Below are 19,365 nucleotides of genomic sequence, written 5' to 3'. Positions count from 1 at the left end.
TCAATACGATTCAGGCGGTCAAACTAAGGCGTAAAAAAACGGCGCTGCACGCAAAACGCTTCTCGCAGCACATTCCTCAATATACTACCCGATGTCGAGCAGCAATGCGCGGTGGTCGGAGACCTCGGGCGCCTCGACCACCTCGAACCTGGCAATCTTCACCTCCGGTGTCACCAGCATGTAATCGGCAAAGCGACCCTGCTTCAGATAGTGGGAGGTTCGCGTGTCTACAAGGCCGTTTCCGGTGACGAGTTCGGAAAGCCCGAGTCTGGCGAGAATCGTGAAAGTCTCGCTGTCGGGCAATACGTTGAAATCGCCGCAGACGACGAGCCCTTCACCGCCGGGCCAGAAGCGCTCGATAAGCGCAACCAGTGCGGCGGCCTGCTTCTCACGCGCCGCCGTGTCGTTCTTGCCAGCCGGATCACGCAAGCCATGCATGTGGGCGACGGTCAGGCTGGAAGCGTGCTCATGGCTGAGGACGCGGATGCAATGGGCGTTCCGCGGCCGCGGATGTTCACCCCAGCCATTGGCGGAAAAACTGCCATGCACGAAGTCCAGCCCCTGGGCGATGACCGAATGCGATTTGCGCACGAAGGTCGCCAGCCCGAACTCGGCGGCAATCGTGCTATCGCCGTTAAACAGCTCGCCTCTCGATGTCGGGCAGAAGAAGCCGTCGTGGCCGGGCAGGGCGGCGCTGATCTCTTCGAACAAATTGGCGCGCTGCGGCAGCTCCAGTCCCGCATCCCGATAGATCGACCATCCCCAATCAGCCCCCGGCGCCCGCAGCACTTCCTGCAGGCACAGCACATCCGCATCGGCCTGCCTGATATAATCGATCAGGGCCTCATGCAGCCTGCCGCCCCAGGCGTTCAGCGAAATGATGCGCAATGTCGTTCGGCTCCGTTTTTGGACGGCCGGATTGAGACGACAGCTCTGCCGTCCAGGATGCGTATTAAAGTTCCGACTTGATGTCGCCCATCCGGTTCCAGGCATCGAGGCCGGCGATCTTGTAGGCTTCGGCGAGCGTCGGATAGTTGAAGGTGTTTTCGACGAAATATTCGACCGTGCCTTTGAGATTGAGCACCGCCTGGCCGATATGCACCAGCTCGGTGGCGCCTTCGCCGACGATATGCACGCCAAGCAGGCGGCGTGTCTTCAGCGAGAAGATCAACTTCAAAAGCCCGGTGTCGAGGCCCATGATATGACCGCGCGAGGTTTCGCGGAAACGGGCGATGCCGCATTCATAGGGAATGCCGCGCTCCTTCATCTCTTCTTCAGTGAGGCCGCAGGTGGAAATCTCCGGCACGGCATAGATGCCGTAGGGGAAATATTTCGGCGGCTCCTTGGCAACCGCGCCGATCGCGACGCGGGCGGCGATGCGACCCTGTTCCATCGAGGTCGAGGCAAGGCTCGGAAATCCGACGACGTCGCCGGCGGCATAGACGTTGGCAACCGATGTCTGGAATGTTTCCGGATTGACATTAAGACGCCCGCGGCTGTCGGCTTCGAGGCCGATGGCCGGAAGGTTCAGCGCGTCGGTCGCGCCCATGCGGCCGGCGGCAAACAGCACCATATCCGTCGTCAGGCGACGGCCGCTATCGAGCGTCAGCTCGACCTTGCCGCCCTCAAGCGCCTCCACCTTGTCGGCCTTCTGGCCGAGCAGCAGCTTCATGTTGCGGTCGCGCAGCTGGTAGGTGAAATCCTCGACGATCTCCTTGTCGATGAAGTCGAGCATCGTCGCCTTCGGGTCGATAACGGTGACGGCCGTGTCGAGCGCGCTGAAGATCGTCGCATATTCGATGCCGATGACGCCGGCGCCGATGACCACCATGGAACGCGGTAGCTCCTGGATGTCGAGCAGTTCGTCGCTGTCGAGAACCGTCTTGCCGTCGAAGGGTATGTAATCGGGGCGGAACGGCTTCGTGCCGACGGCAAGCAGCACGCTAGCGCCGGTGACCTGGGTGATTTCGCCGTCATCCTTGATCACCTGAAGCGTCGACGGATTGATGAAGCTCGCCTTGCCGCGAATATGCTGCACACGGTTGCGGGCGAACTGGTGTTCCAGCACCTCGACCTCGTGGTTGAGCGTGATCAGTAGACGGCGGCGCAGATCATCCGCACTGATCTCTTCCTTGACGCGGTAAGACCGGCCGTAGAAGCCGCGTTCGCGCCAGCCGGAAAGATTGAGCGCGGTCTCGCGCAGCGTTTTGGAAGGGATGGTGCCGGTATGCACGGAGACGCCGCCGACGCGTTTGCCCTGCTCGATGACAAGCACTTTCTTGCCGAGTTTCGCAGCCTGGATCGCGCCGCGGCGCCCCGCGGGACCGCTGCCCACCACAACAAGATCGTACTGAAGCATCACCTGGCCCCGGATTGGAAATGGAATCATTTGCGACGCAAAGATGTCGCCTGTCTATCGGTAGCCGGTCAATGTTACAGATTGTTTTACGACCACCTATTCAAGCCTGCCTGTGCTTTTCAGATCAGCTTCAGCCCCTTCAGGCTGACATGCCCGTCCTTGCCGATAATGACATGGTCGTGGACAGTGATATCGAGCGCCTTGGCCGCCTCGATGATCACTTTGGTCATGTCGATGTCGGCGCGCGACGGCGTCGGGTCGCCGGAGGGGTGGTTGTGGACGAGGATCATCGCCGTTGCCGAAAGCTCGAGCGCGCGTTTGACCACCTCGCGCGGATAGACCGGCGTATGGTCGACGGTGCCGCGGCCCTGCACCTCGTCGGCGATCAGCACGTTGCGTTTGTCGAGGAAGAGGATGCGGAATTGTTCGCGCGTCTCATGCGCCATGGCGGCATGGCAGTACTGGATGACCGAGGACCACGAGGAGAGCACCTGTTTGCTCCTGAGTTCGCTCTTCAGGGTCCGGTGGGCGATGGTCGAGATCAGCTTCAGGTCGAGCGCCACGGCCTCGCCGACACCTTTGACCTCCGTCAGGAGGGCCGCCGGTGCGCCGAAGACACCGGAGAGCGAGCCGAAGCGTTCGATCAGCGCCTTGGCGATCGGCTTGGTGTCGCGCCGCGGGATCAGGCGAAAAAGCAGGAGTTCGAGGATTTCATAGTCGGCAAGGGCGATGTCGCCCTGTTCGCGGAAGCGATCACGCAGCCGCTCGCGATGGCCGTGATAATGCTCCGGCCCGGCGAGCGAGGCGGGCAGGGCGGCCTTGGCATTCGCCGCGGCCGGTTTTTGCGGCTGCCCGCCGAAGAACGACCGTTCGTCGGCGGCAACAGGCTCTTCGATCTCGAAAGGCAGCTCGTCGTCGGAAGATGTCGCAACCGGCCCCTTCGCCATCGGATCGTCACCCGGCAAACGATGGCAGGCCGGGGCGGTCGAGCCCGCCGGGCGACAGGGTGAAGATCTCGCAGCCGTCGGAGGTGACGCCGACGGTGTGTTCGTACTGCGCCGAAAGCGACCGGTCGCGGGTGACCGCCGTCCAGCCGTCGGCCAGCACCTTCACATGCGGCCGGCCGAGATTGATCATCGGCTCGATGGTAAAGATCATGCCTTCACGTAGCTCCGGCCCCTCATTGGCGCGGCCGTAATGCAGGATATTCGGCGAATCGTGGAACAGCCGGCCGACGCCGTGGCCGCAGAAATCGCGCACAACCGAACAACGCTCGGCCTCGGCATAGGTCTGGATAGCCTCGCCGATTGCGCCGGTGCGGGCGCCGGGCCTGACGGCGGAAATGCCGCGCATCAGCGATTCATAGGTGACCTCGAGCAGTCGCTCGGCGGCGCGCTTGATCGTTCCCACCGGATACATCCGGCTGGAATCGCCGTGCCAGCCGTCGAGCACGAAGGTGACGTCGATATTGACGATATCGCCTTCACGCAGCGGCTTGTCGTTCGGGATGCCGTGGCAGACCACGTGGTTGATCGAGGTGCAGGTCGATTTGGTGTAGCCGCGGTAGTTCAGCGTCGCCGGATGGGCACCGTGATCCATGCCGAAATCGAAGACGAACCGGTCGATGTCGTCGGTCACCAGCCCCGGCTTGACGATGTCGGCCAGCGCATCGAGGCAGCGCGCCGTCAGCTGGCATGCCCTGCGCATGCCTTCGAACGCTTGCGCGTCGTAAAGCCGGATGGCGCCCGTATTCTTCGAGGGCGCGGAAGAGGCTTCGATATAGTTCACCATTGCAGGGCCTTAGCGGAGAATATTAGAATTGTTCATAATGTAGCTATGCCGGGTTCGTCCATCGCGATCAACCGTCGGGGCGAGATTTCTCAGCAGATCCTAACTGCATTGCGGGCAGCCTCCCGCATCGGCTCACCGGCAAATCATCGGACAGGATGGAATATCCACAATCTTCTCAAAAGGATAGGATTGATTGCATGAAACCTCCCCGCTACTCACCGATTGGTGACAGCGGGGAAGGGTCGTTCGTGCTTGATGAAGCGGTAAAACTTGAAAATTTGCCTGAGGTCGGCGGCGAGCCGGAACGGCGTGTGCGGGATCGCGGCGCCACCGAGCGCGCCATCCTTGCCGCTGCCAAGGGATTGCTGGCCGAGGAAGGCTTCCAGAATTTCGGCATCAATGCAGTCGCCCGCCGTGCCGGTTGCGACAAGCAGCTGATCTATCGTTATTACGGCGGTCTTAACGGATTGGTCGAGGCGATCGGCGCCGATCTCGGCACATGGGTCAGGGATCGCATTCCGGAAGACGCCGGCGGCATGTTCCTGCTCACCTATGGCGACCTGATGGAGCGGCTGTCGCTTCTCCTGCTTGACGCCTTGAGGAACGATCCGCTGATGCGCCGCATCCTTGCCTGGGAGATATCTGAGAACACCGAGCAGGTGAGGCGGCTTTCCGAAGCGCGTTCGAAGGCGCTCGCTCTCTGGCTGGAGCGCATGCGCGGCTCGCTGGCGCCGCCGAAGGGTGTTGATGCCGCAGCCGTCAATGCCGTCATCATCGCCGCGATCCAGCATCTCGTGCTTGCCGCAGCAAGCGGCGGGCAGTGCGCCGGCCTGTCGTTGAAAACGCCGAAGGACTGGGAGAAGGCGGCGACGGCGCTGAAGCGCATCGTGCGCGGCGTCTACGGCTGACAGCTCATTCATCCACAGGGAGCGGTTGCCGCGTTAACCTTAATGAATGGTTTACGTTGCCTGGCCTCGGTTAACCCGACAGTGTGAAGGGGAGCAGAGATGGAATGAGTAAGAGCCCCCGAGTTGACATCAATGGGAACCAGGATCGCCAAAGCCGCCTTTCTCGTAACTGCGATGATGTTTTTCGCCGTCCTGGCGCTGGATATCGCAATTCCGACGCTGGTGCTTTGCATCATGGCATTGTCGACCCGGTTGGTTTCCCTCGATCTGCCCGTCGCGCGCAAGCATGGAGGAGAGGCCGCATGAAGTGGTTTCTGATCTTCTGGGCCGGCCCCATCGTCTTTCTGGGCGGATGGTACTGGCTCTCCTATTACGACATGAATTTCGGCATCTTCATGCTGTCGCGGCAGGTCCATGACCTGACGTTCCAGCTGTATGGCGAGGCGCTTGGCATTCCGCCGGAAACCATTCCGCCGCTCGTTGCCCGTGCGATCGCGGTCGACAGTCTCGTCGTCTTCGCTATCCTCGGCTTCCGGAAACGCAGGTCGATCGTCGCCTGGTGGAGGGCGCGTCAGCTGAATTCGTCTCCATCGGATCTCGCCAGCAAGGAAAGTCTGTCGAGCGCGCCCTGAAGGATGAAGCTTGCCGCGGCCGAATCGATCCGTTCGGCCCGCTTGGCGCGCGAGACGTCCATTTCGAGCAGCGTCCGTTCAGCCGCAACCGTCGATAACCGCTCGTCCCAGTAGACAAAGGGCAGCGCCGTCTTCTGCTCCATGTTGCGCACGAAGGCGCGCGTCGCCTGCACCCGCGGACCCGCCGATCCGTCCATGTTCATCGGCAGGCCGATGACGAAGCCCGCGACCTTTTCCGCTGTCGCAAAATCCATGAGCGCCTGCGCATCGATGGTGAACTTGACGCGCCGGATCACCGGGCGGGGCGTAGCGAAACGCCGACCGAGATCGGACATCGAAAGCCCGATCGTCTTGGTGCCGAGATCGAGGCCGGCAATGGCCTGCCGCGGGGCAAGCGTCTCGGCCATTTCCTCGATCGTCAGCACCGTCATCGCCATTTCATCCCGTCAAAAGAAATTGAAGTCGCCGCCGCTTTTCTTTGCGGCCGCATGAGATATGTCCATAGAGCATGATGCCGAAAAGTGTGAGCGGTTTTCGGACGACATCATGCTCCAATTGTTTGATTGAGATGCGGATTCAGATTTTAGGCGGATCCGGCCTGAAATCATCCGGATCTTCCCGAACGGGCTTTTGCATCACGTAATAAAGGAGAGATTTCATGAAGATCACCTGGCTTGGCCATTCCGCCTTCCGCATCGAGACCGGAAAGGCGACGATCCTGCTCGATCCGTTCCTCAGTCACAACGCTTCCTTCTCCGGCCAGGATATCAAGGATGTCTCGTCAGGCGTCACCCATATCCTGCTGACGCATGGCCATGGCGACCATGTCGGCGATACCGTGGCGCTTGCCAAGGAAACCGGCGCCGTCGTTCTCGCCAATGCCGATCTTGCCGCCTGGCTCGGCTCCAAGGGTCTCGACAGGCTCGAGATGGGCAATACCGGCGGGACGATCGCGCTCGACAGTTTCTCGGCGACCTTCACCAATGCGCTGCACTCGTCTGCCCAGATCACCGAAGACGGCGTCTCGCATGCGCTCGGCAATGCCAACGGCCTGATGCTGCATTTCGAGGATGAGGCCTCGATCCTCGCCATGGGCGATACCGACATCTTCGCCGACATGGCGCTGATCAATGAATTGCACCAGCCCGATATCGGCCTCGTGCCGATCGGCGACCGCTTCACCATGGGCGGCGCCGTGGCGGCCCTTGCCTGCCGGCGCTATTTCAACTTCAAGACCGCGATCCCCTGCCATTACGGCACCTTCCCGATCATCGAGCAGACGGCCGATAAATTCGTTGCCGGCATGGAAGGATCGAAGACTGATGTGAAGGCGCTGAAGCCCGCTGCGAGCCTGTCGATCTGACGAAATCCCGTTGCACCGGGCGGGCATGGCCTTTATAGCGGGTAGGAAAAATCCCATCCGGAGAATGCCATGTCCGTCGATCTTGCCACCGTGAAGCGCGTCGCCCACCTTGCCCGTATTGCCGTCTCCGAAGACGAGGCAAATCGCATGGTCGGCGAGCTGAACGGCATCTTGGGCTTTGTCGAGCAGCTCTCCGAAGTCAATGTCGATGGCGTCGAAGCGATGACATCCGTCACGCCGATGGCGATGAAGAAGCGGACGGATGAAGTGACCGACGGCAGCAAGGCCGCCGATATCGTCGCCAATGCGCCCATCACCGATCACAATTTCTTCCTGGTGCCGAAAGTCGTCGAATAGCGCTTCAAGCCTCTTTCCGACCCCTGTTGCCATTTTCAGATCTGAAGCGAAAACATCATGAACGAACTCACCAGCCTGACCATTGCCGAAGCCCGCCGAAAGCTGCGCGCCAAGGAAATCACCGCACTCGAACTGACCGAGGCCTATATCTCGGCGATTGATGCCGCCAATGGTCATCTGAATGCCTATATAAAGGTGACGCCGGATCTCGCCCGCCTGATGGCGAAGAACTCCGACGATCGCATCGCTGCCGGCAAGGCCGGTGATCTCGAAGGCATTCCGCTCGGCATCAAGGACCTTTTTGCCACCGTCGGCGTGCATACCCAGGCCTGCAGCCACATCCTCGATGGTTTCGAGCCGCGTTATGAATCGACAGTCACGCAGAACCTCTGGGACGACGGCGCCGTCATGCTCGGCAAGCTGAACATGGATGAATTCGCCATGGGCTCGTCCAACGAGACCTCGCATTATGGCGCGGTGATCAATCCCTGGCGTGCTGCAGGGTCCAACCAGCAGCTCGTTCCCGGCGGCTCCTCCGGCGGCTCGGCCGCGGCCGTCGCCGCGCATCTTTGCGCCGGCGCCACCGCAACCGATACCGGCGGCTCGATCCGCCAGCCGGCCGCCTTCACCGGCACCGTCGGCATCAAGCCGACCTATGGACGCTGCTCGCGCTGGGGTACCGTCGCCTTCGCCTCCTCGCTCGACCAGGCAGGCCCGATCGCCCGCGACGTGCGCGATGCCGCAATCCTTCTGAAGTCGATGGCCAGCGTCGACGCCAAGGACACGACCTCGGTCGATCTGCCCGTGCCGGATTATGAGGCAGCGCTTGGCCAGTCGCTGAAGGGCATGAAGATCGGCATTCCCAGCGAATACCGTGTCGACGGCATGCCTGAGGAGATCGAGACCCTCTGGCGCCAGGGCATCGCCTGGCTGAAGGATGCCGGCGCCGAAATCGTCGACATCTCGCTGCCGCACACCAAATACGCGCTTCCGGCCTATTACATCGTCGCTCCGGCCGAGGCATCCTCGAATCTGGCGCGTTACGACGGCGTGCGCTACGGCCTGCGCGTCGACGGCAAGGATATCGTCGACATGTACGAGAAGACGCGCGCCGCCGGCTTCGGCAAGGAAGTCAAACGCCGCATCATGATCGGCACATATGTGCTGTCCGCCGGTTACTACGATGCCTATTACATCCGCGCCCAGAAGGTGCGCACGCTGATCAAGCGCGATTTCGAGATAGCCTTCGACGCCGGCGTCGACGCCATCCTGACGCCGGCGACCCCGTCGTCCGCCTTCGGCGTCGCCGATGAGAACCTCGCTTCCGACCCAGTGAAGATGTATCTGAACGACATCTTCACCGTCACGGTCAACATGGCGGGCCTTCCGGGCATCGCCGTGCCCGCCGGCCTCGACCAGAAGGGCCTGCCGCTTGGCCTGCAGCTGATCGGCAAGCCCTTCGACGAAGAAACCCTCTTCAAGACCGCTCACGTCATCGAGCAGGCAGCCGGCCGGTTCACGCCGGCCAAGTGGTGGTAACGGACCCAACGATCCGGCTCTTCTAGAGCATGAGTGCCGAATGCGAAAAGGTGCATCTTAAGAAGCGGTTGGCTGATCAGTAACGGGAATCAGGAGGGGCTTATGGCAAGCAATGATCTTGTGCGATTGATCGAAGCCGCCGATCGCCTTGCCGTTGGCGGCTTTGTCATGGGCGCGGAGTGGCAGGAGGTCCATGAAATCTGCCAGCGTCATGAAGGCGAACAGCCGTTCGACTGGGGTCACGCTCTCTGCCATCGCATCGAGGGCGACGACTGGAATGCCGAATATTGGTATCGCCGCGCAGGTAAGAGGCGCGGCAAGGGCACGATGGCCGAGGAATGGTCGGCGATGCGGACGCAACTTTCTTCAAAGGCTTGAGGCTGAGCCCTGACCGCGCCGGTTCGAGACGCGATCAGGATGGTTGAGAATTACCTGTTGTTCAGCTGCGACCTGACCAGCTTCAGCCCTCTTTCGGTGATCCGATAGGGCTGGCCGCTGGAGGACTTGATGGCTCTCAGCCGCTTCAGCCTGCGGAAGAGATCAAGGTCGACGCCGGGATAGAGCCAGCCGTCGCGGGTGAAGCAGCTGACTGCCTCGATCTTCCTATCGTCGGCGCGGGAAATTTCGATGCGGCCGCCTTGGGCCATGAGGTGCAGGATGCGCTGCTCCGTGCGGGAAATGTCCATGTGTTGAGATCCGGTATCGCGCCCGATAGGGCGCACAAAAACGTTCTGGCGCTCTTTCGAACGTCAGGGCTTCGTTTTTTCGGGCCCATGCGCGCAAGCGGACTTGCTGGCAGGGCCTTTACCGGGTCTGTGACAGGCTCAACATAAAGAGCTTTTTATTTCGCGCGGAAAAGGCGGTCAAGACCGTGCTTGCCGATCAAACCGGTCGAAAACCGCAGTTTCCAGCCATCATCCTGCTGGGGGCACTGGTAAATTCCCCGACTCAATGGTCTAGTTGCGGGGTAACGCGGAGGTGTCGTTGATCCACATTCGCAATGCCCGCGATGACGAAGCGGAGCTGTTGAGCGAGATCGGGCTGAGGGCCTGGCAAAAGGCGATGGCGTCGATCGGCGAATCGGACGCGATGATCGATGCAGCCCGGAACGCCTTTCGCAACTTCGTGGAAAACGACTGGCTGACCATCACCGTCGTCGAGCAGAACGGCCAGGTCGCAGGCTGGGCGGCGCGCGAGGGGTTGGATGAAACCATCTCGGATTTCTGGATCGATCCCGCCTTCATCCGCCAGGGCCTGGGTTCGGCCCTTCTTGAGCGCATCGAAAAGGAGATCGCAGACCGAGGCTTCGAGAAGGCGGCGATGCAGACCCATTCCGGCAACAACGAGGCGATCGGCTTCTTCCGCAAGCACGGCTACAGCATCCACTGGCTCTCTGTTGCCTATAATCCGAAGCTCGACCGCGACGTGCCCTCAGTCGGGCTGACGAAATCGCTGGTTTCGGACGGGCAGGGTGGATACTGGCAGGAATTCTGACGCTTCAAAGATCCTGGAGAAGAAAAACGCGCCATTCCGGCACGAAGATCAGCACCGCGGCCAATGCGCCGTGCAGGATCAGGATCGCCGCCAGGATTGACCGGAACGGCTCCTTTCTCGTCTTGTGCCGCAGCAATTGCTGTGCCGCCATCGCGCCGAGGCTGCCGCCGATGAGCGCAAGCGTCAGGAGCGTGCGCTCGCTGATCCGCCATCTGCCATCGCGCGCCGCCTGCTTGTCGAGGAAATAAATCGAGAAGACGAGGAGGTTCAGCGCCAGAAACGGTGCGGCCCATTTGGTGATATCGATTATCGTCATGCGACAACTCTATCGTGCCTCGGTTAACCCATGGCAAATGTCGCCGCCGGCCGTCAAACCGCGCTGCACGCCATGGCGAAAGCCTTGCACCGGCACGCCATTTCCTTTACCTCACCAGTGGAAAAGAACAGCCTGCAAAGAGTATCAGATGACCCTTGTCGACGTCCGCACGCCTGATCCGAAACGCTTCATCCCCGGCGCCACCGGCGACTGGGAAGTCATCGTCGGCATGGAAGTCCATGCCCAGGTGCTGTCCAATTCGAAGCTCTTCTCCGGCGCCTCTACAGAATTCGGAAAGCCGCAGAATTCGAACGTCTCGCTGGTCGATGCCGCCATGCCCGGCATGCTGCCGGTTATCAACGAGGAATGCGTCAGGCAGGCCGTGCGCACCGGTCTCGGCCTCAAGGCTCAGATCAACAAGCGCTCGGTCTTCGACCGCAAGAACTATTTCTATCCCGACCTGCCGCAGGGCTATCAGATCTCGCAGTACAAGGATCCGATCGTCGGCGAGGGCAAGATCGTCATTTCGCTGGGGCCGGACCGCCAGGGCCAGTTCGAGGACATCGAGATCGGCATCGAGCGCCTGCACCTGGAGCAGGATGCCGGCAAGTCGCTGCATGACCAGCATGCCACCATGTCCTATGTCGATCTGAACCGCTCCGGCGTCGCGCTGATGGAGATCGTCTCCAAGCCCGACATGCGCTCGTCCGACGAAGCCAAGGCCTATATGACCAAGCTGCGTTCGATCGTGCGCTATCTCGGCACCTGCGACGGCAACATGGACGAAGGCTCGATGCGCGCCGACGTCAATGTCTCCGTCCGCCGTCCGGGCGAAGGTTTCGGTACCCGCTGCGAGATCAAGAACGTCAACTCCATCCGCTTCATCGGTCAGGCGATCGAATATGAAGCCCGCCGCCAGATCGGCATTCTGGAAGATGGCGGCACGATCGAGCAGGAGACGCGGTTGTTCGACCCGAACAAGGGCGAGACGCGTTCGATGCGCTCCAAGGAGGATGCGCACGACTATCGTTATTTCCCCGATCCGGACCTGCTGCCGCTCGAATTCGACGATGCCTTCGTCCAGGCGCTCGCAGTCGATCTGCCGGAACTGCCTGACGACAAGAAGGAGCGCTTCGTGCGCGAACTCGGCCTGTCGATCTACGACGCCTCGGTGCTCGTCTCCGAAAAGGCGATCGCCGATTATTTCGAGGCCGTGGCCGCGGGCCGCGACGGCAAGACGGCGGCAAACTGGGTGATCAACGACCTGCTCGGCGCGCTGAACCGCACCGGCAAGGATATCGAGCAGACGCCGGTTTCGCCCGCCCAGCTCGGCGCCATCATCGATCTGATCAAGGCTGGCACCATCTCCGGCAAGATCGCCAAGGATCTTTTCGAGATTGTGCTGACCGAGGGCGGCGATCCCGCCGAGATCGTCGAAGCGCGCGGCATGAAGCAGGTGACCGATACCGGCGCCATCGAGAAGGCCGTGGACGAGATCATCGCCGCCAATCCCGATCAGGTGGAAAAGGTCAAGGCGAAGCCGACCATGGCGGCATGGTTCGTCGGCCAGGTGATGAAGGCGACCGGCGGCAAGGCCAATCCGCAGACCGTCCAGGCGCTCGTCAAGGCGAAGCTCGGCATCGAGGAATAAGCGGTGTATTTCGTCCGCACCGCCGGCGAGCGCGACCTGGAGCAGGTCCGCGCCCTGCTGGTGGAAAGTTTTCACGCCACCTATGACAGCCTCCATGGCAAAGCCAGGGTGGATGAGCTCACTGCCCAGCTGTTTTCGCCGGCAGCGCTGAAAACGCGCCTCGTGCGCAAGGATGCCGAATTCCTCGTTGCCGACGACGGCCGCAAGATCGGCGGCATGGGGTATGCGGCGATGTCGCAGGAGCTGACGAAGACGGTCATGCTGCATCTCCTCTATGTCGCTCCGGCGCTGCAGCGCCAGGGCATCGGCCGCGATCTCTTCGCCGAGCTCGAAACCTGCTTTCCCGATGCGGAGATCATGCGCCTCGAAGTCGAGCCGCAGAATGCAGCGGCAATCGCCTTTTATCAGGCGCATGGCTTCATCGAAGTCGGCCGCAACGAAAATAGCGCCCCCGGGCAATCCGGCATTCCGGCGTTGATCCTCGAAAAACCGCTCGAAGGGCATTGAGGCGTGGACGTCGAATTGCCCGCCATTCGCATTCGCCAGGCGCGCAGGGAGGATTTGCCCGCCCTCGTGTCAATATTTGCCGCCGACGCCGTCGGCGGTCATGGCGACACGACCGATCCAGTGGCCTTTGCCGATTATTTCAGGGCCTTCGCAGCGATCGAGGCTTCGCCCGACCAGGTGCTTTATGTCGCGGAGAGCGGCGGCGAAGTCGTCGGCACGTTTCAGACGATGGTCACGACCACGCTGACCGGCCGCGGTTCCTCGGCGATGATCATCGAGGCGGTGCAGACGCGGGCCGACATGCGCGGGCAGGGTATCGGCGCCGGGATGATCGAGTTCGCCATTGCCGAGGCAAAAGGCCGCGGGATCAAGCGGGTAGCTTTGACCTCGAATGCGATCCGCAAGGATGCGCATCGTTTCTATGAAAGACTGGGCTTCAAGCCCTCGCATCTCGGCTTCAAGATGGCTTTGAAATGACCCGTAGCTGTGGTGGAATCGCTGGACAATTCGGCTTGGCGACGGCATAAGCGAGGAAACGAATTCTGGTTTGGCTCGCATCTGGCGGGCACAAGGAAAAGACATGTGGAATCTTCTGGTTCAGACCTTTACCTGGTGGAACGGTCAGACGATGGGCACGCGTTTCGCGACCTGGCGTTTTGGCAAGCGCGTCGGCGAGGATGAATTCGGCAACGTCTACTACGAAGGCGGCATGTCCTCCTACGGTCTGCCGAAGCGTTGGGTGATCTACAAGGGCTATGCCGAAGCCTCCGCCATTCCGCCGGGTTGGCATGGCTGGATGCATCATCGCACCGATGTTCCCCCGTCCAAGGAAAACTACGTCGCCAAGGATTGGCAGAAGCCGCACCGGCCCAACCATACCGGTTCGCCGCAGGCCTATCGTCCGCCGGGCTCTATCGCCGTTCCGGGCGAACGTCCGCGCGTCACCGGCGATTACGACGCCTGGACGCCGGGCAACTGAGACGGCTCGACCGGGCGATCCCAAGACCCGGCTTTTGGCCACAATTGACCTTTACCCGCAGGTTGACCGCGCTTGACCGCGGCCTTGAACTGAAAATGTCTGGAGACGGGTACATATGAAGCTCTTCACGCGGAACATGGTCCTGCGTGCCGCCGGATCGCTGCTGGCGCTCTCGGCCCTGCTTCCGCCGGTTGCGGCACATGCCGCACGCATTGAAAACCCGGTAGCCGTCTTCTCCGGCCTCGACAAGATCACCGGCCGCATCACCACCTTCGACGTCTACGTCAACGAGACCGTCCAGTTCGGCGCGCTGCAGGTGACGCCGAAGGCCTGTTACTCGCGCGACCAGGCCGAAGCGCAGAAAATCGACGGTTTCGTCGAGGTCGACGAGATCACACTCGACCGCAAGATCCGCCGCATCTTCACCGGCTGGATGTTCGCCGCCAGCCCAGGCCTCAACGCCGTCGAGCACCCGATCTACGACGTCTGGCTGAAGGACTGCAAGGCACGCTCGGATGTCCCGGCGCCTGACAACGCCAAGGCGACGGCGCGCTGACGCGTGTCGCCGGCGGTGATCTTAGCCCTAGCGGCGCCTATGCCGTGGGCGTCTTGTTCCTGTTGAAAAGACCTTTGGCGAAGCGGAGCACGGCGCCGGCCACGACGACGACAAGGATGCCGGCCTTTTTGAAGAAGGCAAGGGCAAGCGCCAGCAAACCGACTTTCGCGGCAATCTTGGCGCCGGCGCCTGCGGCGATCATTCCCGCCATCCCATAGGCCGCGATTTTGTCGCCTTCGACATAGTCGGTATAGGCCATTCCCTTGTCGAACTGCACGAGCTTCGTGACCGTCGGAATGACCTCCTCGATCTCCTTCAACTGTCCGAGTCCGGCAACGAAGTCCAATTGAAAGACACCCTCGCGACCGAACACGCGCACGGAATAATTCAGCGTGTGCTCAGCTTGCGTGTCGTTGCCGAATACCAGATCGCGCGCCCAGTGCATTGCATGCGCAGGCTTGTCATAACGCGGCGCCGACGCCCAGCCGACAAGGGTGATCTTCGGGAAACCTTGCTTTTCGCGCTCGGGATTCTTGTCCCTGATCGAATCTTTGATGTTTTGCAGCAGTTCGTCGTAATTCGTCGTGGCGGCATCGCTGTCTGAAACATAGCCGTCCGCGCTGTATTCCACGATTGATCCCCAGGAGTCCGGGTCGGTCGGCGCATATTTCGCCGGGAAGATCATCCCCAGCATTCCATCAGCCGCCGCTGGAGGGTTTCCCCAGATATCGACAAGCACGGTCTTAGTGTCGGCCGGGCTGAGATAGTAGAAGTCAGCGGGCACATTCAGCGTCGCCTTGGCGTCGGGCAGCTTGATCACACCTTGCTGAAAATCGAGCTTCTCCAGTAATGGTTTTTCCGCGTCGGAAAAATCGGTTCTGCCAGGGAACATGTCCTGATAGGGGCGTGCCTCGGCCTGACCTGTTAACAAGGCGAGAAGAATCGCCGCCGCAAAATATCGTCTCAGAATTCTATCCCCCATTGCATTCTCCGAAACCTATTCAAATTGGCTGGAAAATCAACGCAGGGATGAAACGCTCGCTTAAAACTTCAGGTGTGGCGATTCCATCGCGGCTTCAAGCAGCACGCCATAATCGGCCTTCGCAACATCGATTGCGCCGAACGTCTTCAGGTGTTCGGTGGTGAACTGTGTATCGAGCAGCGTGAAGCCTCTTTCCCGCAGTCGCTCGACCAGATGCACGAGGCAGATCTTCGAGGCGTCCGTCCGGCGTGAAAACATGCTTTCGCCGAAGAAGGCCGAACCGAGCGAGACGCCGTAGAGACCGCCGACGAGTTTGTCACCGTCCCAGGCTTCGACGGTATGGGCATGGCCCATGTCGAAGAGCGTCGCGTAAAGGGACCTGATCGTCTTGTTGATCCAGGTGCTCGGGCGACCGGATGTCTCCTCCGCGCAGGCCGCGATCACCTGATCGAAAGCGTGATCGAAACGGATCTCGAAGGGTTTCCTGCGCACCGTCTTGGCAAGGCTCTTCGACAGGTGGAAATGGTCGAGCGGCAGCACGCCGCGCAATTCCGGCTCGACCCAGAAAATCTCCGGGTCGTCGGCGGATTCAGCCATCGGGAAAAGGCCGATGGAGTAGGCGCGCAGGAGAATTTCAGGGGTAATGCCTGGTGACTTCCTGCGCGATCCTGCCATTCCTGCCCTATGCCGCCGGTTCGTTGGCGAGGTAGTGTTCCAGCCAGTGGATGTCATAGTCGCCGTTGGCGATATCCTGGTTGGAGACGAGATCCTGGAACAGCGGCAGCGTCGTATTGATGCCGTCGACGACGAATTCGTCGAGCGCCCGGCGCAGCCGCATCATGCATTCGACGCGGGTACGGCCGTGCACGATCAGCTTGCCGATGAGGCTGTCGTAATAGGGCGGGATCTTGTAGCCCTGATAGGCGCCGGAATCGATGCGCACGCCGAGACCACCCGGCGCGTGGAAATGCGTGATCGTGCCGGGCGAGGGCACGAAAGTGCGCGGGTGCTCGGCATTGATGCGGCATTCGATGGCATGACCGGAAAAATGCACTTCATCCTGCGTCACCGAGAGACCGCCGCCGGAGGCGACGCGGATCTGCTCGTGCACCAGGTCGATGCCAGTGATAGCTTCCGTGATTGGATGCTCCACCTGCAGGCGGGTGTTCATTTCGATGAAATAGAACTCGCCGTTTTCGTAGAGGAATTCGATCGTGCCGGCGCCGCGATATTTCAGTTTCTTCATGGCGTCGGCGCAGACCTGGCCGATCTTCATGCGCTGCTCGACGTTGAGCGCCGGCGAATTCGCCTCTTCCCAGACCTTCTGGTGGCGGCGCTGCAGCGAGCAGTCGCGCTCGCCGAGATGGATGGCATTGCCTTCGCCGTCGCCGAACACCTGAATTTCGATGTGGCGCGGCTTGCCGAGATATTTTTCCATATAGACGGCATCGTTGCCGAAGGCAGCTGCCGCTTCGGTGCGCGCCGTCGACCAGGCCTCGATCAGGTCAGCCTCGCTCTTGGCGACCTTCATGCCGCGTCCGCCGCCTCCGGCCGTCGCCTTGATCAGCACGGGATAGCCGATTTCGGCGGCCGTCTTCAGCGCGTCCTCTTCGGTCTTTACTTCGCCGTCCGAGCCCGGAACGACGGGAATGCCGAGTTCCAGCGCCGTCGTCTTGGCGGTGATCTTGTCACCCATGATGCGGATATGGTCCGCCGTCGGCCCGATAAAGGTGATCCCGTGGGCTTCGAGAATATCGGCGAACTTGGCATTCTCCGACAGAAAGCCGTAGCCAGGATGCACCGCATCGGCGCCGGTGATCTCACAGGCGGCGACAATCTGGTGGATATTGAGATAGCTCTCGCGCGAGGAGGGCGGGCCGATGCACACACTTTCGTCGGCAAGGCGCACATGCATGGCATCGGCGTCGGCGGTGGAATGAACCACGACGCAGGCGATGCCGAGTTCCTTGCAGGCCCGGAGCACGCGAAGGGCGATTTCCCCGCGATTGGCGATGAGGATTTTCGAAATCATGGGCATGGGCCTATTCGATGACGACGAGGGCTTGGCCGTATTCGACGGGATGTCCGTCATCGACGAGGATCTCGGTCACCTTGCCGGACTTCGGCGAAGGGATCTGGTTCATCGTCTTCATCGCTTCGATGATGATCAGCGTCTGGCCTTCCTTGACGGTGGCGCCGACTTCGATGAACGGGCGCGCGCCCGGTGCCGGAGCCATGTAGACGGTGCCGACCATCGGTGCGCTGACTGTATTGGCGGGGTTGCGGGCGGGCGCTGCAGCCGGTGCAGCGCCTGCTGCTGCCGGAGCGGCGGCTGCGGGTGCGGCATAGGCAGGCGCCGCGATCGGCGCCTGGACATATTGCGGGGTGCCGGCGCGCGAAACGCGGATGCGCAGATCGTCCTGCTCGACCTCGATCTCGGTCAGATCGGTCTCGTTGAGGATATTGGCGAGATCGCGGATCAGTGCCTGATCGATACCCGATTTCTTTTCAACCATGGTGTTGCCCTGTCTTTTTCTTATGCCGTGATGTTCTTCAGCGCCTGGAGCGCCAGGATGTAGCTGTAAGGCCCGAAACCGCAGATCACGCCCTTGCATGCCGGCGCGATCATCGATTTGTGGCGGAATTCTTCCCGTGCATGGACATTGGATATGTGGAGCTCGATGACGGGAATGGAAATAGCGCGGATCGCATCATGCAGCGCAACCGATGTATGCGTATAGGCGCCCGCATTGATGGCAACGCCGGCGGCTTTCTCGTCGGCCTCATGGAACCAGTCGACGAGCGTACCTTCGTGGTTGCTCTGGCGGAAATCGATGTCGAAGCCCAGTTCGCGGCCGGCGGCTCTGCAGTCCGCCTCAATGTCCTTCAGCGTCTTGCCGCCGTAAATGCCGGGCTCTCGTTTGCCCAGCATGTTCAGGTTGGGGCCGTTCAGGACAAAAATCGTTTGCGTCATCGAATGTTCCGTAAAATGTACGACGGCAACCTATAGACTCCGCGAAGGCTGAATGAAAGCCCTTACGGATTGGCCAGCAGGAATCGCGCCACATTTGTCCACATGGTTGAAACGCTTCGATTTTGGCGATTTGATGGGCAGCCGTCCGGCGGCTGACGTGCTCAGCAGGCGGTCTTGCCGCAACTGCGCATGTTCTTGACCTTGGCTTCGAGATCGTTGAGCCCAACGGCGCCCGGCACCAGTTCGGTGCCGATCACATAGGAGGGCGTGCCGCTGATGCCGAGACTGGAGGCGAGCTGGTAGGTCGCCTGGACGATGCCGTCATTCGGGTTCTTTGCCATCTCGGTGCGGATCTTGTCCTCGCTGACGCCGAGCGAAGCGGCAACGGCGATCGCCGTTTCGTCCGAAGCGCGGCCTTCGCTGCCGAGCAGGGCGACATGGAAATCGGCATATTTTTCAGGCGCCAGCTTGCGGAAGGCGTCGGCCACCTTGTGGGCGGCGACCGAATCCGGCCCGAGAATCGGAAACTCCTTGAGCACGAAGCGGACGTTCTTGTCCTTCTTCAGCATTGCCTGCATGTCGGGAAGCGCGTGACGGCAGTAGCTGCAATTGTAATCGAAGAATTCGACGACGGTGACATCGCCCTTGGGATTGCCGAGCGTGACGTCGTTCTTCGAATCGAAGATGTCGGTGGTGTTCTCTTCGATCGCCATATTGGCCTTCACCAGCCGCTGGGCTTCCTGCTTCTTCTGCAGCGCATCCTGGACATCGAGCATGATCTCGGGATTTTCGATCAGATATTGCTTGATGAATTCACCGAACTCCTTCTTCTGCTGGTCGTCGAGCGCTGCCGCCGGAAAGGGAAGGGCGATCGATGCGGCAAGCGCCAGTGCGGTGAAGGTTTTCGGAAGAAAGGCCATGATATCCTCGTCAACGGCGATGGGGTCGTCTCCTGAG

At 61.0% G+C, this 19,365-nt stretch carries 26 protein-coding genes; 13 read left to right on the top strand and 13 right to left on the bottom strand.

What is annotated here, in order from left to right:
- Positions 1–84: 84 nt before the first annotated feature.
- The 4 genes from ACS4RS_RS19855 to map form a co-directional block, all read right to left on the bottom strand.
- Positions 85–888: an endonuclease/exonuclease/phosphatase family protein gene (locus ACS4RS_RS19855; RefSeq protein WP_439009602.1), complete on the bottom strand. Its 804-nt coding sequence runs from the start codon at positions 886–888 to the stop codon at positions 85–87.
- Positions 889–952: 64 nt separating this feature from the next.
- The gene (gene sthA, locus ACS4RS_RS19850) at positions 953–2,359 is read right to left on the bottom strand and encodes a Si-specific NAD(P)(+) transhydrogenase (RefSeq protein ID WP_449313796.1); all 1,407 of its coding nucleotides are present in this window, start codon (positions 2,357–2,359) and stop codon (positions 953–955) included.
- A gap of 119 nt (positions 2,360–2,478) precedes the next feature.
- A complete protein-coding gene (gene radC, locus ACS4RS_RS19845; protein ID WP_439009603.1) occupies positions 2,479–3,306 on the bottom strand; it encodes a RadC family protein in 828 nt (275 codons plus the stop codon).
- A 7-nt stretch (positions 3,307–3,313) separates the two neighbouring features.
- The gene (gene map / locus ACS4RS_RS19840) at positions 3,314–4,150 is read right to left on the bottom strand and encodes a type I methionyl aminopeptidase (protein WP_449313795.1); all 837 of its coding nucleotides are present in this window, start codon (positions 4,148–4,150) and stop codon (positions 3,314–3,316) included.
- Positions 4,151–4,398: 248 nt separating this feature from the next.
- On the opposite strand from map, the gene ACS4RS_RS19835 reads away from it, so the two are divergent.
- The 3 genes from ACS4RS_RS19835 to ACS4RS_RS19825 all read left to right on the top strand — a co-directional run bounded on the left by ACS4RS_RS19835 (position 4,399) and on the right by ACS4RS_RS19825 (position 5,690).
- Positions 4,399–5,058, top strand: a complete 660-nt coding sequence (locus tag ACS4RS_RS19835; protein WP_439011799.1) for a TetR family transcriptional regulator — start codon at positions 4,399–4,401, stop codon at positions 5,056–5,058.
- Positions 5,059–5,190: 132 nt separating this feature from the next.
- Positions 5,191–5,364: a hypothetical protein gene (locus ACS4RS_RS19830; protein WP_003586917.1), complete on the top strand. Its 174-nt coding sequence runs from the start codon at positions 5,191–5,193 to the stop codon at positions 5,362–5,364.
- Positions 5,361–5,690 (top strand): DUF6105 family protein, encoded by a 330-nt coding sequence (locus ACS4RS_RS19825; RefSeq protein WP_003586915.1) that lies wholly within the window; start codon positions 5,361–5,363, stop codon positions 5,688–5,690. Before ACS4RS_RS19830 ends, ACS4RS_RS19825 begins: the two co-directional genes overlap by 4 nt.
- On the opposite strand, the gene ruvX is transcribed toward ACS4RS_RS19825, so the two are convergent.
- Positions 5,630–6,121, bottom strand: coding sequence for a Holliday junction resolvase RuvX (gene ruvX, locus ACS4RS_RS19820; RefSeq protein WP_012557506.1), 492 nt, complete (start codon positions 6,119–6,121; stop codon positions 5,630–5,632). The genes ACS4RS_RS19825 and ruvX overlap by 61 nt on opposite strands.
- Before the next feature lie 227 nt (positions 6,122–6,348).
- Here ruvX and ACS4RS_RS19815 point away from each other — a divergent pair, with 227 nt between their 5' ends.
- The 4 genes from ACS4RS_RS19815 (at position 6,349) to ACS4RS_RS19800 (ending at position 9,327) form a co-directional block, all read left to right on the top strand.
- Positions 6,349–7,053, top strand: coding sequence for a metal-dependent hydrolase (locus ACS4RS_RS19815; RefSeq protein ID WP_439009604.1), 705 nt, complete (start codon positions 6,349–6,351; stop codon positions 7,051–7,053).
- Between the two features lie 69 nt (positions 7,054–7,122).
- Complete coding sequence (gene gatC / locus ACS4RS_RS19810; protein ID WP_003586910.1) at positions 7,123–7,410, top strand: Asp-tRNA(Asn)/Glu-tRNA(Gln) amidotransferase subunit GatC; 288 nt, start codon at positions 7,123–7,125, stop codon at positions 7,408–7,410.
- A gap of 57 nt (positions 7,411–7,467) precedes the next feature.
- Entirely contained in the window at positions 7,468–8,949 is a 1,482-nt protein-coding gene (gene gatA / locus ACS4RS_RS19805; protein ID WP_439009605.1) for an Asp-tRNA(Asn)/Glu-tRNA(Gln) amidotransferase subunit GatA, read from the top strand.
- 102 nt (positions 8,950–9,051) lie between these two features.
- Positions 9,052–9,327, top strand: a complete 276-nt coding sequence (locus ACS4RS_RS19800) for a hypothetical protein (RefSeq protein WP_439009606.1) — start codon at positions 9,052–9,054, stop codon at positions 9,325–9,327.
- 50 nt (positions 9,328–9,377) lie between these two features.
- Here ACS4RS_RS19800 and ACS4RS_RS19795 read toward each other — a convergent pair whose 3' ends face one another.
- The gene (locus tag ACS4RS_RS19795; RefSeq protein ID WP_439009607.1) at positions 9,378–9,635 is read right to left on the bottom strand and encodes a YjhX family toxin; all 258 of its coding nucleotides are present in this window, start codon (positions 9,633–9,635) and stop codon (positions 9,378–9,380) included.
- A 298-nt stretch (positions 9,636–9,933) separates the two neighbouring features.
- Here ACS4RS_RS19795 and ACS4RS_RS19790 point away from each other — a divergent pair, with 298 nt between their 5' ends.
- Positions 9,934–10,443: a GNAT family N-acetyltransferase gene (locus ACS4RS_RS19790; RefSeq protein ID WP_439009608.1), complete on the top strand. Its 510-nt coding sequence runs from the start codon at positions 9,934–9,936 to the stop codon at positions 10,441–10,443.
- A 4-nt stretch (positions 10,444–10,447) separates the two neighbouring features.
- On the opposite strand, the gene ACS4RS_RS19785 is transcribed toward ACS4RS_RS19790, so the two are convergent.
- Entirely contained in the window at positions 10,448–10,759 is a 312-nt protein-coding gene (locus tag ACS4RS_RS19785) for a DUF1294 domain-containing protein (protein WP_439009609.1), read from the bottom strand.
- Positions 10,760–10,907: 148 nt separating this feature from the next.
- On the opposite strand from ACS4RS_RS19785, the gene gatB reads away from it, so the two are divergent.
- The 5 genes from gatB (at position 10,908) to ACS4RS_RS19760 (ending at position 14,452) form a co-directional block, all read left to right on the top strand.
- Complete coding sequence (gatB, locus tag ACS4RS_RS19780) at positions 10,908–12,410, top strand: Asp-tRNA(Asn)/Glu-tRNA(Gln) amidotransferase subunit GatB (RefSeq protein WP_439009610.1); 1,503 nt, start codon at positions 10,908–10,910, stop codon at positions 12,408–12,410.
- A gap of 3 nt (positions 12,411–12,413) precedes the next feature.
- Entirely contained in the window at positions 12,414–12,917 is a 504-nt protein-coding gene (locus ACS4RS_RS19775; protein ID WP_439009611.1) for a GNAT family N-acetyltransferase, read from the top strand.
- A 3-nt stretch (positions 12,918–12,920) separates the two neighbouring features.
- Positions 12,921–13,394, top strand: a complete 474-nt coding sequence (locus tag ACS4RS_RS19770) for a GNAT family N-acetyltransferase (protein ID WP_439009612.1) — start codon at positions 12,921–12,923, stop codon at positions 13,392–13,394.
- Positions 13,395–13,497: 103 nt separating this feature from the next.
- Positions 13,498–13,896, top strand: coding sequence for an NADH:ubiquinone oxidoreductase subunit NDUFA12 (locus tag ACS4RS_RS19765; RefSeq protein ID WP_003539071.1), 399 nt, complete (start codon positions 13,498–13,500; stop codon positions 13,894–13,896).
- A gap of 115 nt (positions 13,897–14,011) precedes the next feature.
- Positions 14,012–14,452, top strand: coding sequence for a DUF2155 domain-containing protein (locus ACS4RS_RS19760; protein ID WP_439009613.1), 441 nt, complete (start codon positions 14,012–14,014; stop codon positions 14,450–14,452).
- Between the two features lie 37 nt (positions 14,453–14,489).
- Here ACS4RS_RS19760 and ACS4RS_RS19755 read toward each other — a convergent pair whose 3' ends face one another.
- The 6 genes from ACS4RS_RS19755 to ACS4RS_RS19730 form a co-directional block, all read right to left on the bottom strand.
- Complete coding sequence (locus tag ACS4RS_RS19755; RefSeq protein WP_439011800.1) at positions 14,490–15,419, bottom strand: DUF2167 domain-containing protein; 930 nt, start codon at positions 15,417–15,419, stop codon at positions 14,490–14,492.
- A 75-nt stretch (positions 15,420–15,494) separates the two neighbouring features.
- Positions 15,495–16,109, bottom strand: a complete 615-nt coding sequence (gene aat / locus ACS4RS_RS19750; RefSeq protein ID WP_439009614.1) for a leucyl/phenylalanyl-tRNA--protein transferase — start codon at positions 16,107–16,109, stop codon at positions 15,495–15,497.
- Positions 16,110–16,116: 7 nt separating this feature from the next.
- Complete coding sequence (accC, locus tag ACS4RS_RS19745; protein ID WP_172643239.1) at positions 16,117–17,472, bottom strand: acetyl-CoA carboxylase biotin carboxylase subunit; 1,356 nt, start codon at positions 17,470–17,472, stop codon at positions 16,117–16,119.
- A 4-nt stretch (positions 17,473–17,476) separates the two neighbouring features.
- Positions 17,477–17,950, bottom strand: coding sequence for an acetyl-CoA carboxylase biotin carboxyl carrier protein (gene accB / locus ACS4RS_RS19740; protein WP_439009615.1), 474 nt, complete (start codon positions 17,948–17,950; stop codon positions 17,477–17,479).
- Between the two features lie 20 nt (positions 17,951–17,970).
- Positions 17,971–18,408: a type II 3-dehydroquinate dehydratase gene (gene aroQ / locus ACS4RS_RS19735; protein ID WP_439009616.1), complete on the bottom strand. Its 438-nt coding sequence runs from the start codon at positions 18,406–18,408 to the stop codon at positions 17,971–17,973.
- 161 nt (positions 18,409–18,569) lie between these two features.
- Positions 18,570–19,328, bottom strand: coding sequence for a DsbA family protein (locus tag ACS4RS_RS19730; RefSeq protein WP_439009617.1), 759 nt, complete (start codon positions 19,326–19,328; stop codon positions 18,570–18,572).
- Positions 19,329–19,365 lie beyond the last annotated feature (37 nt).

This window comes from Rhizobium sp. F40D2, from assembly GCF_051810745.2.
Classification (GTDB): Bacteria; Pseudomonadota; Alphaproteobacteria; order Rhizobiales; family Rhizobiaceae; genus Rhizobium.
This window is presented reverse-complemented; position numbering and strand designations above follow the sequence as displayed.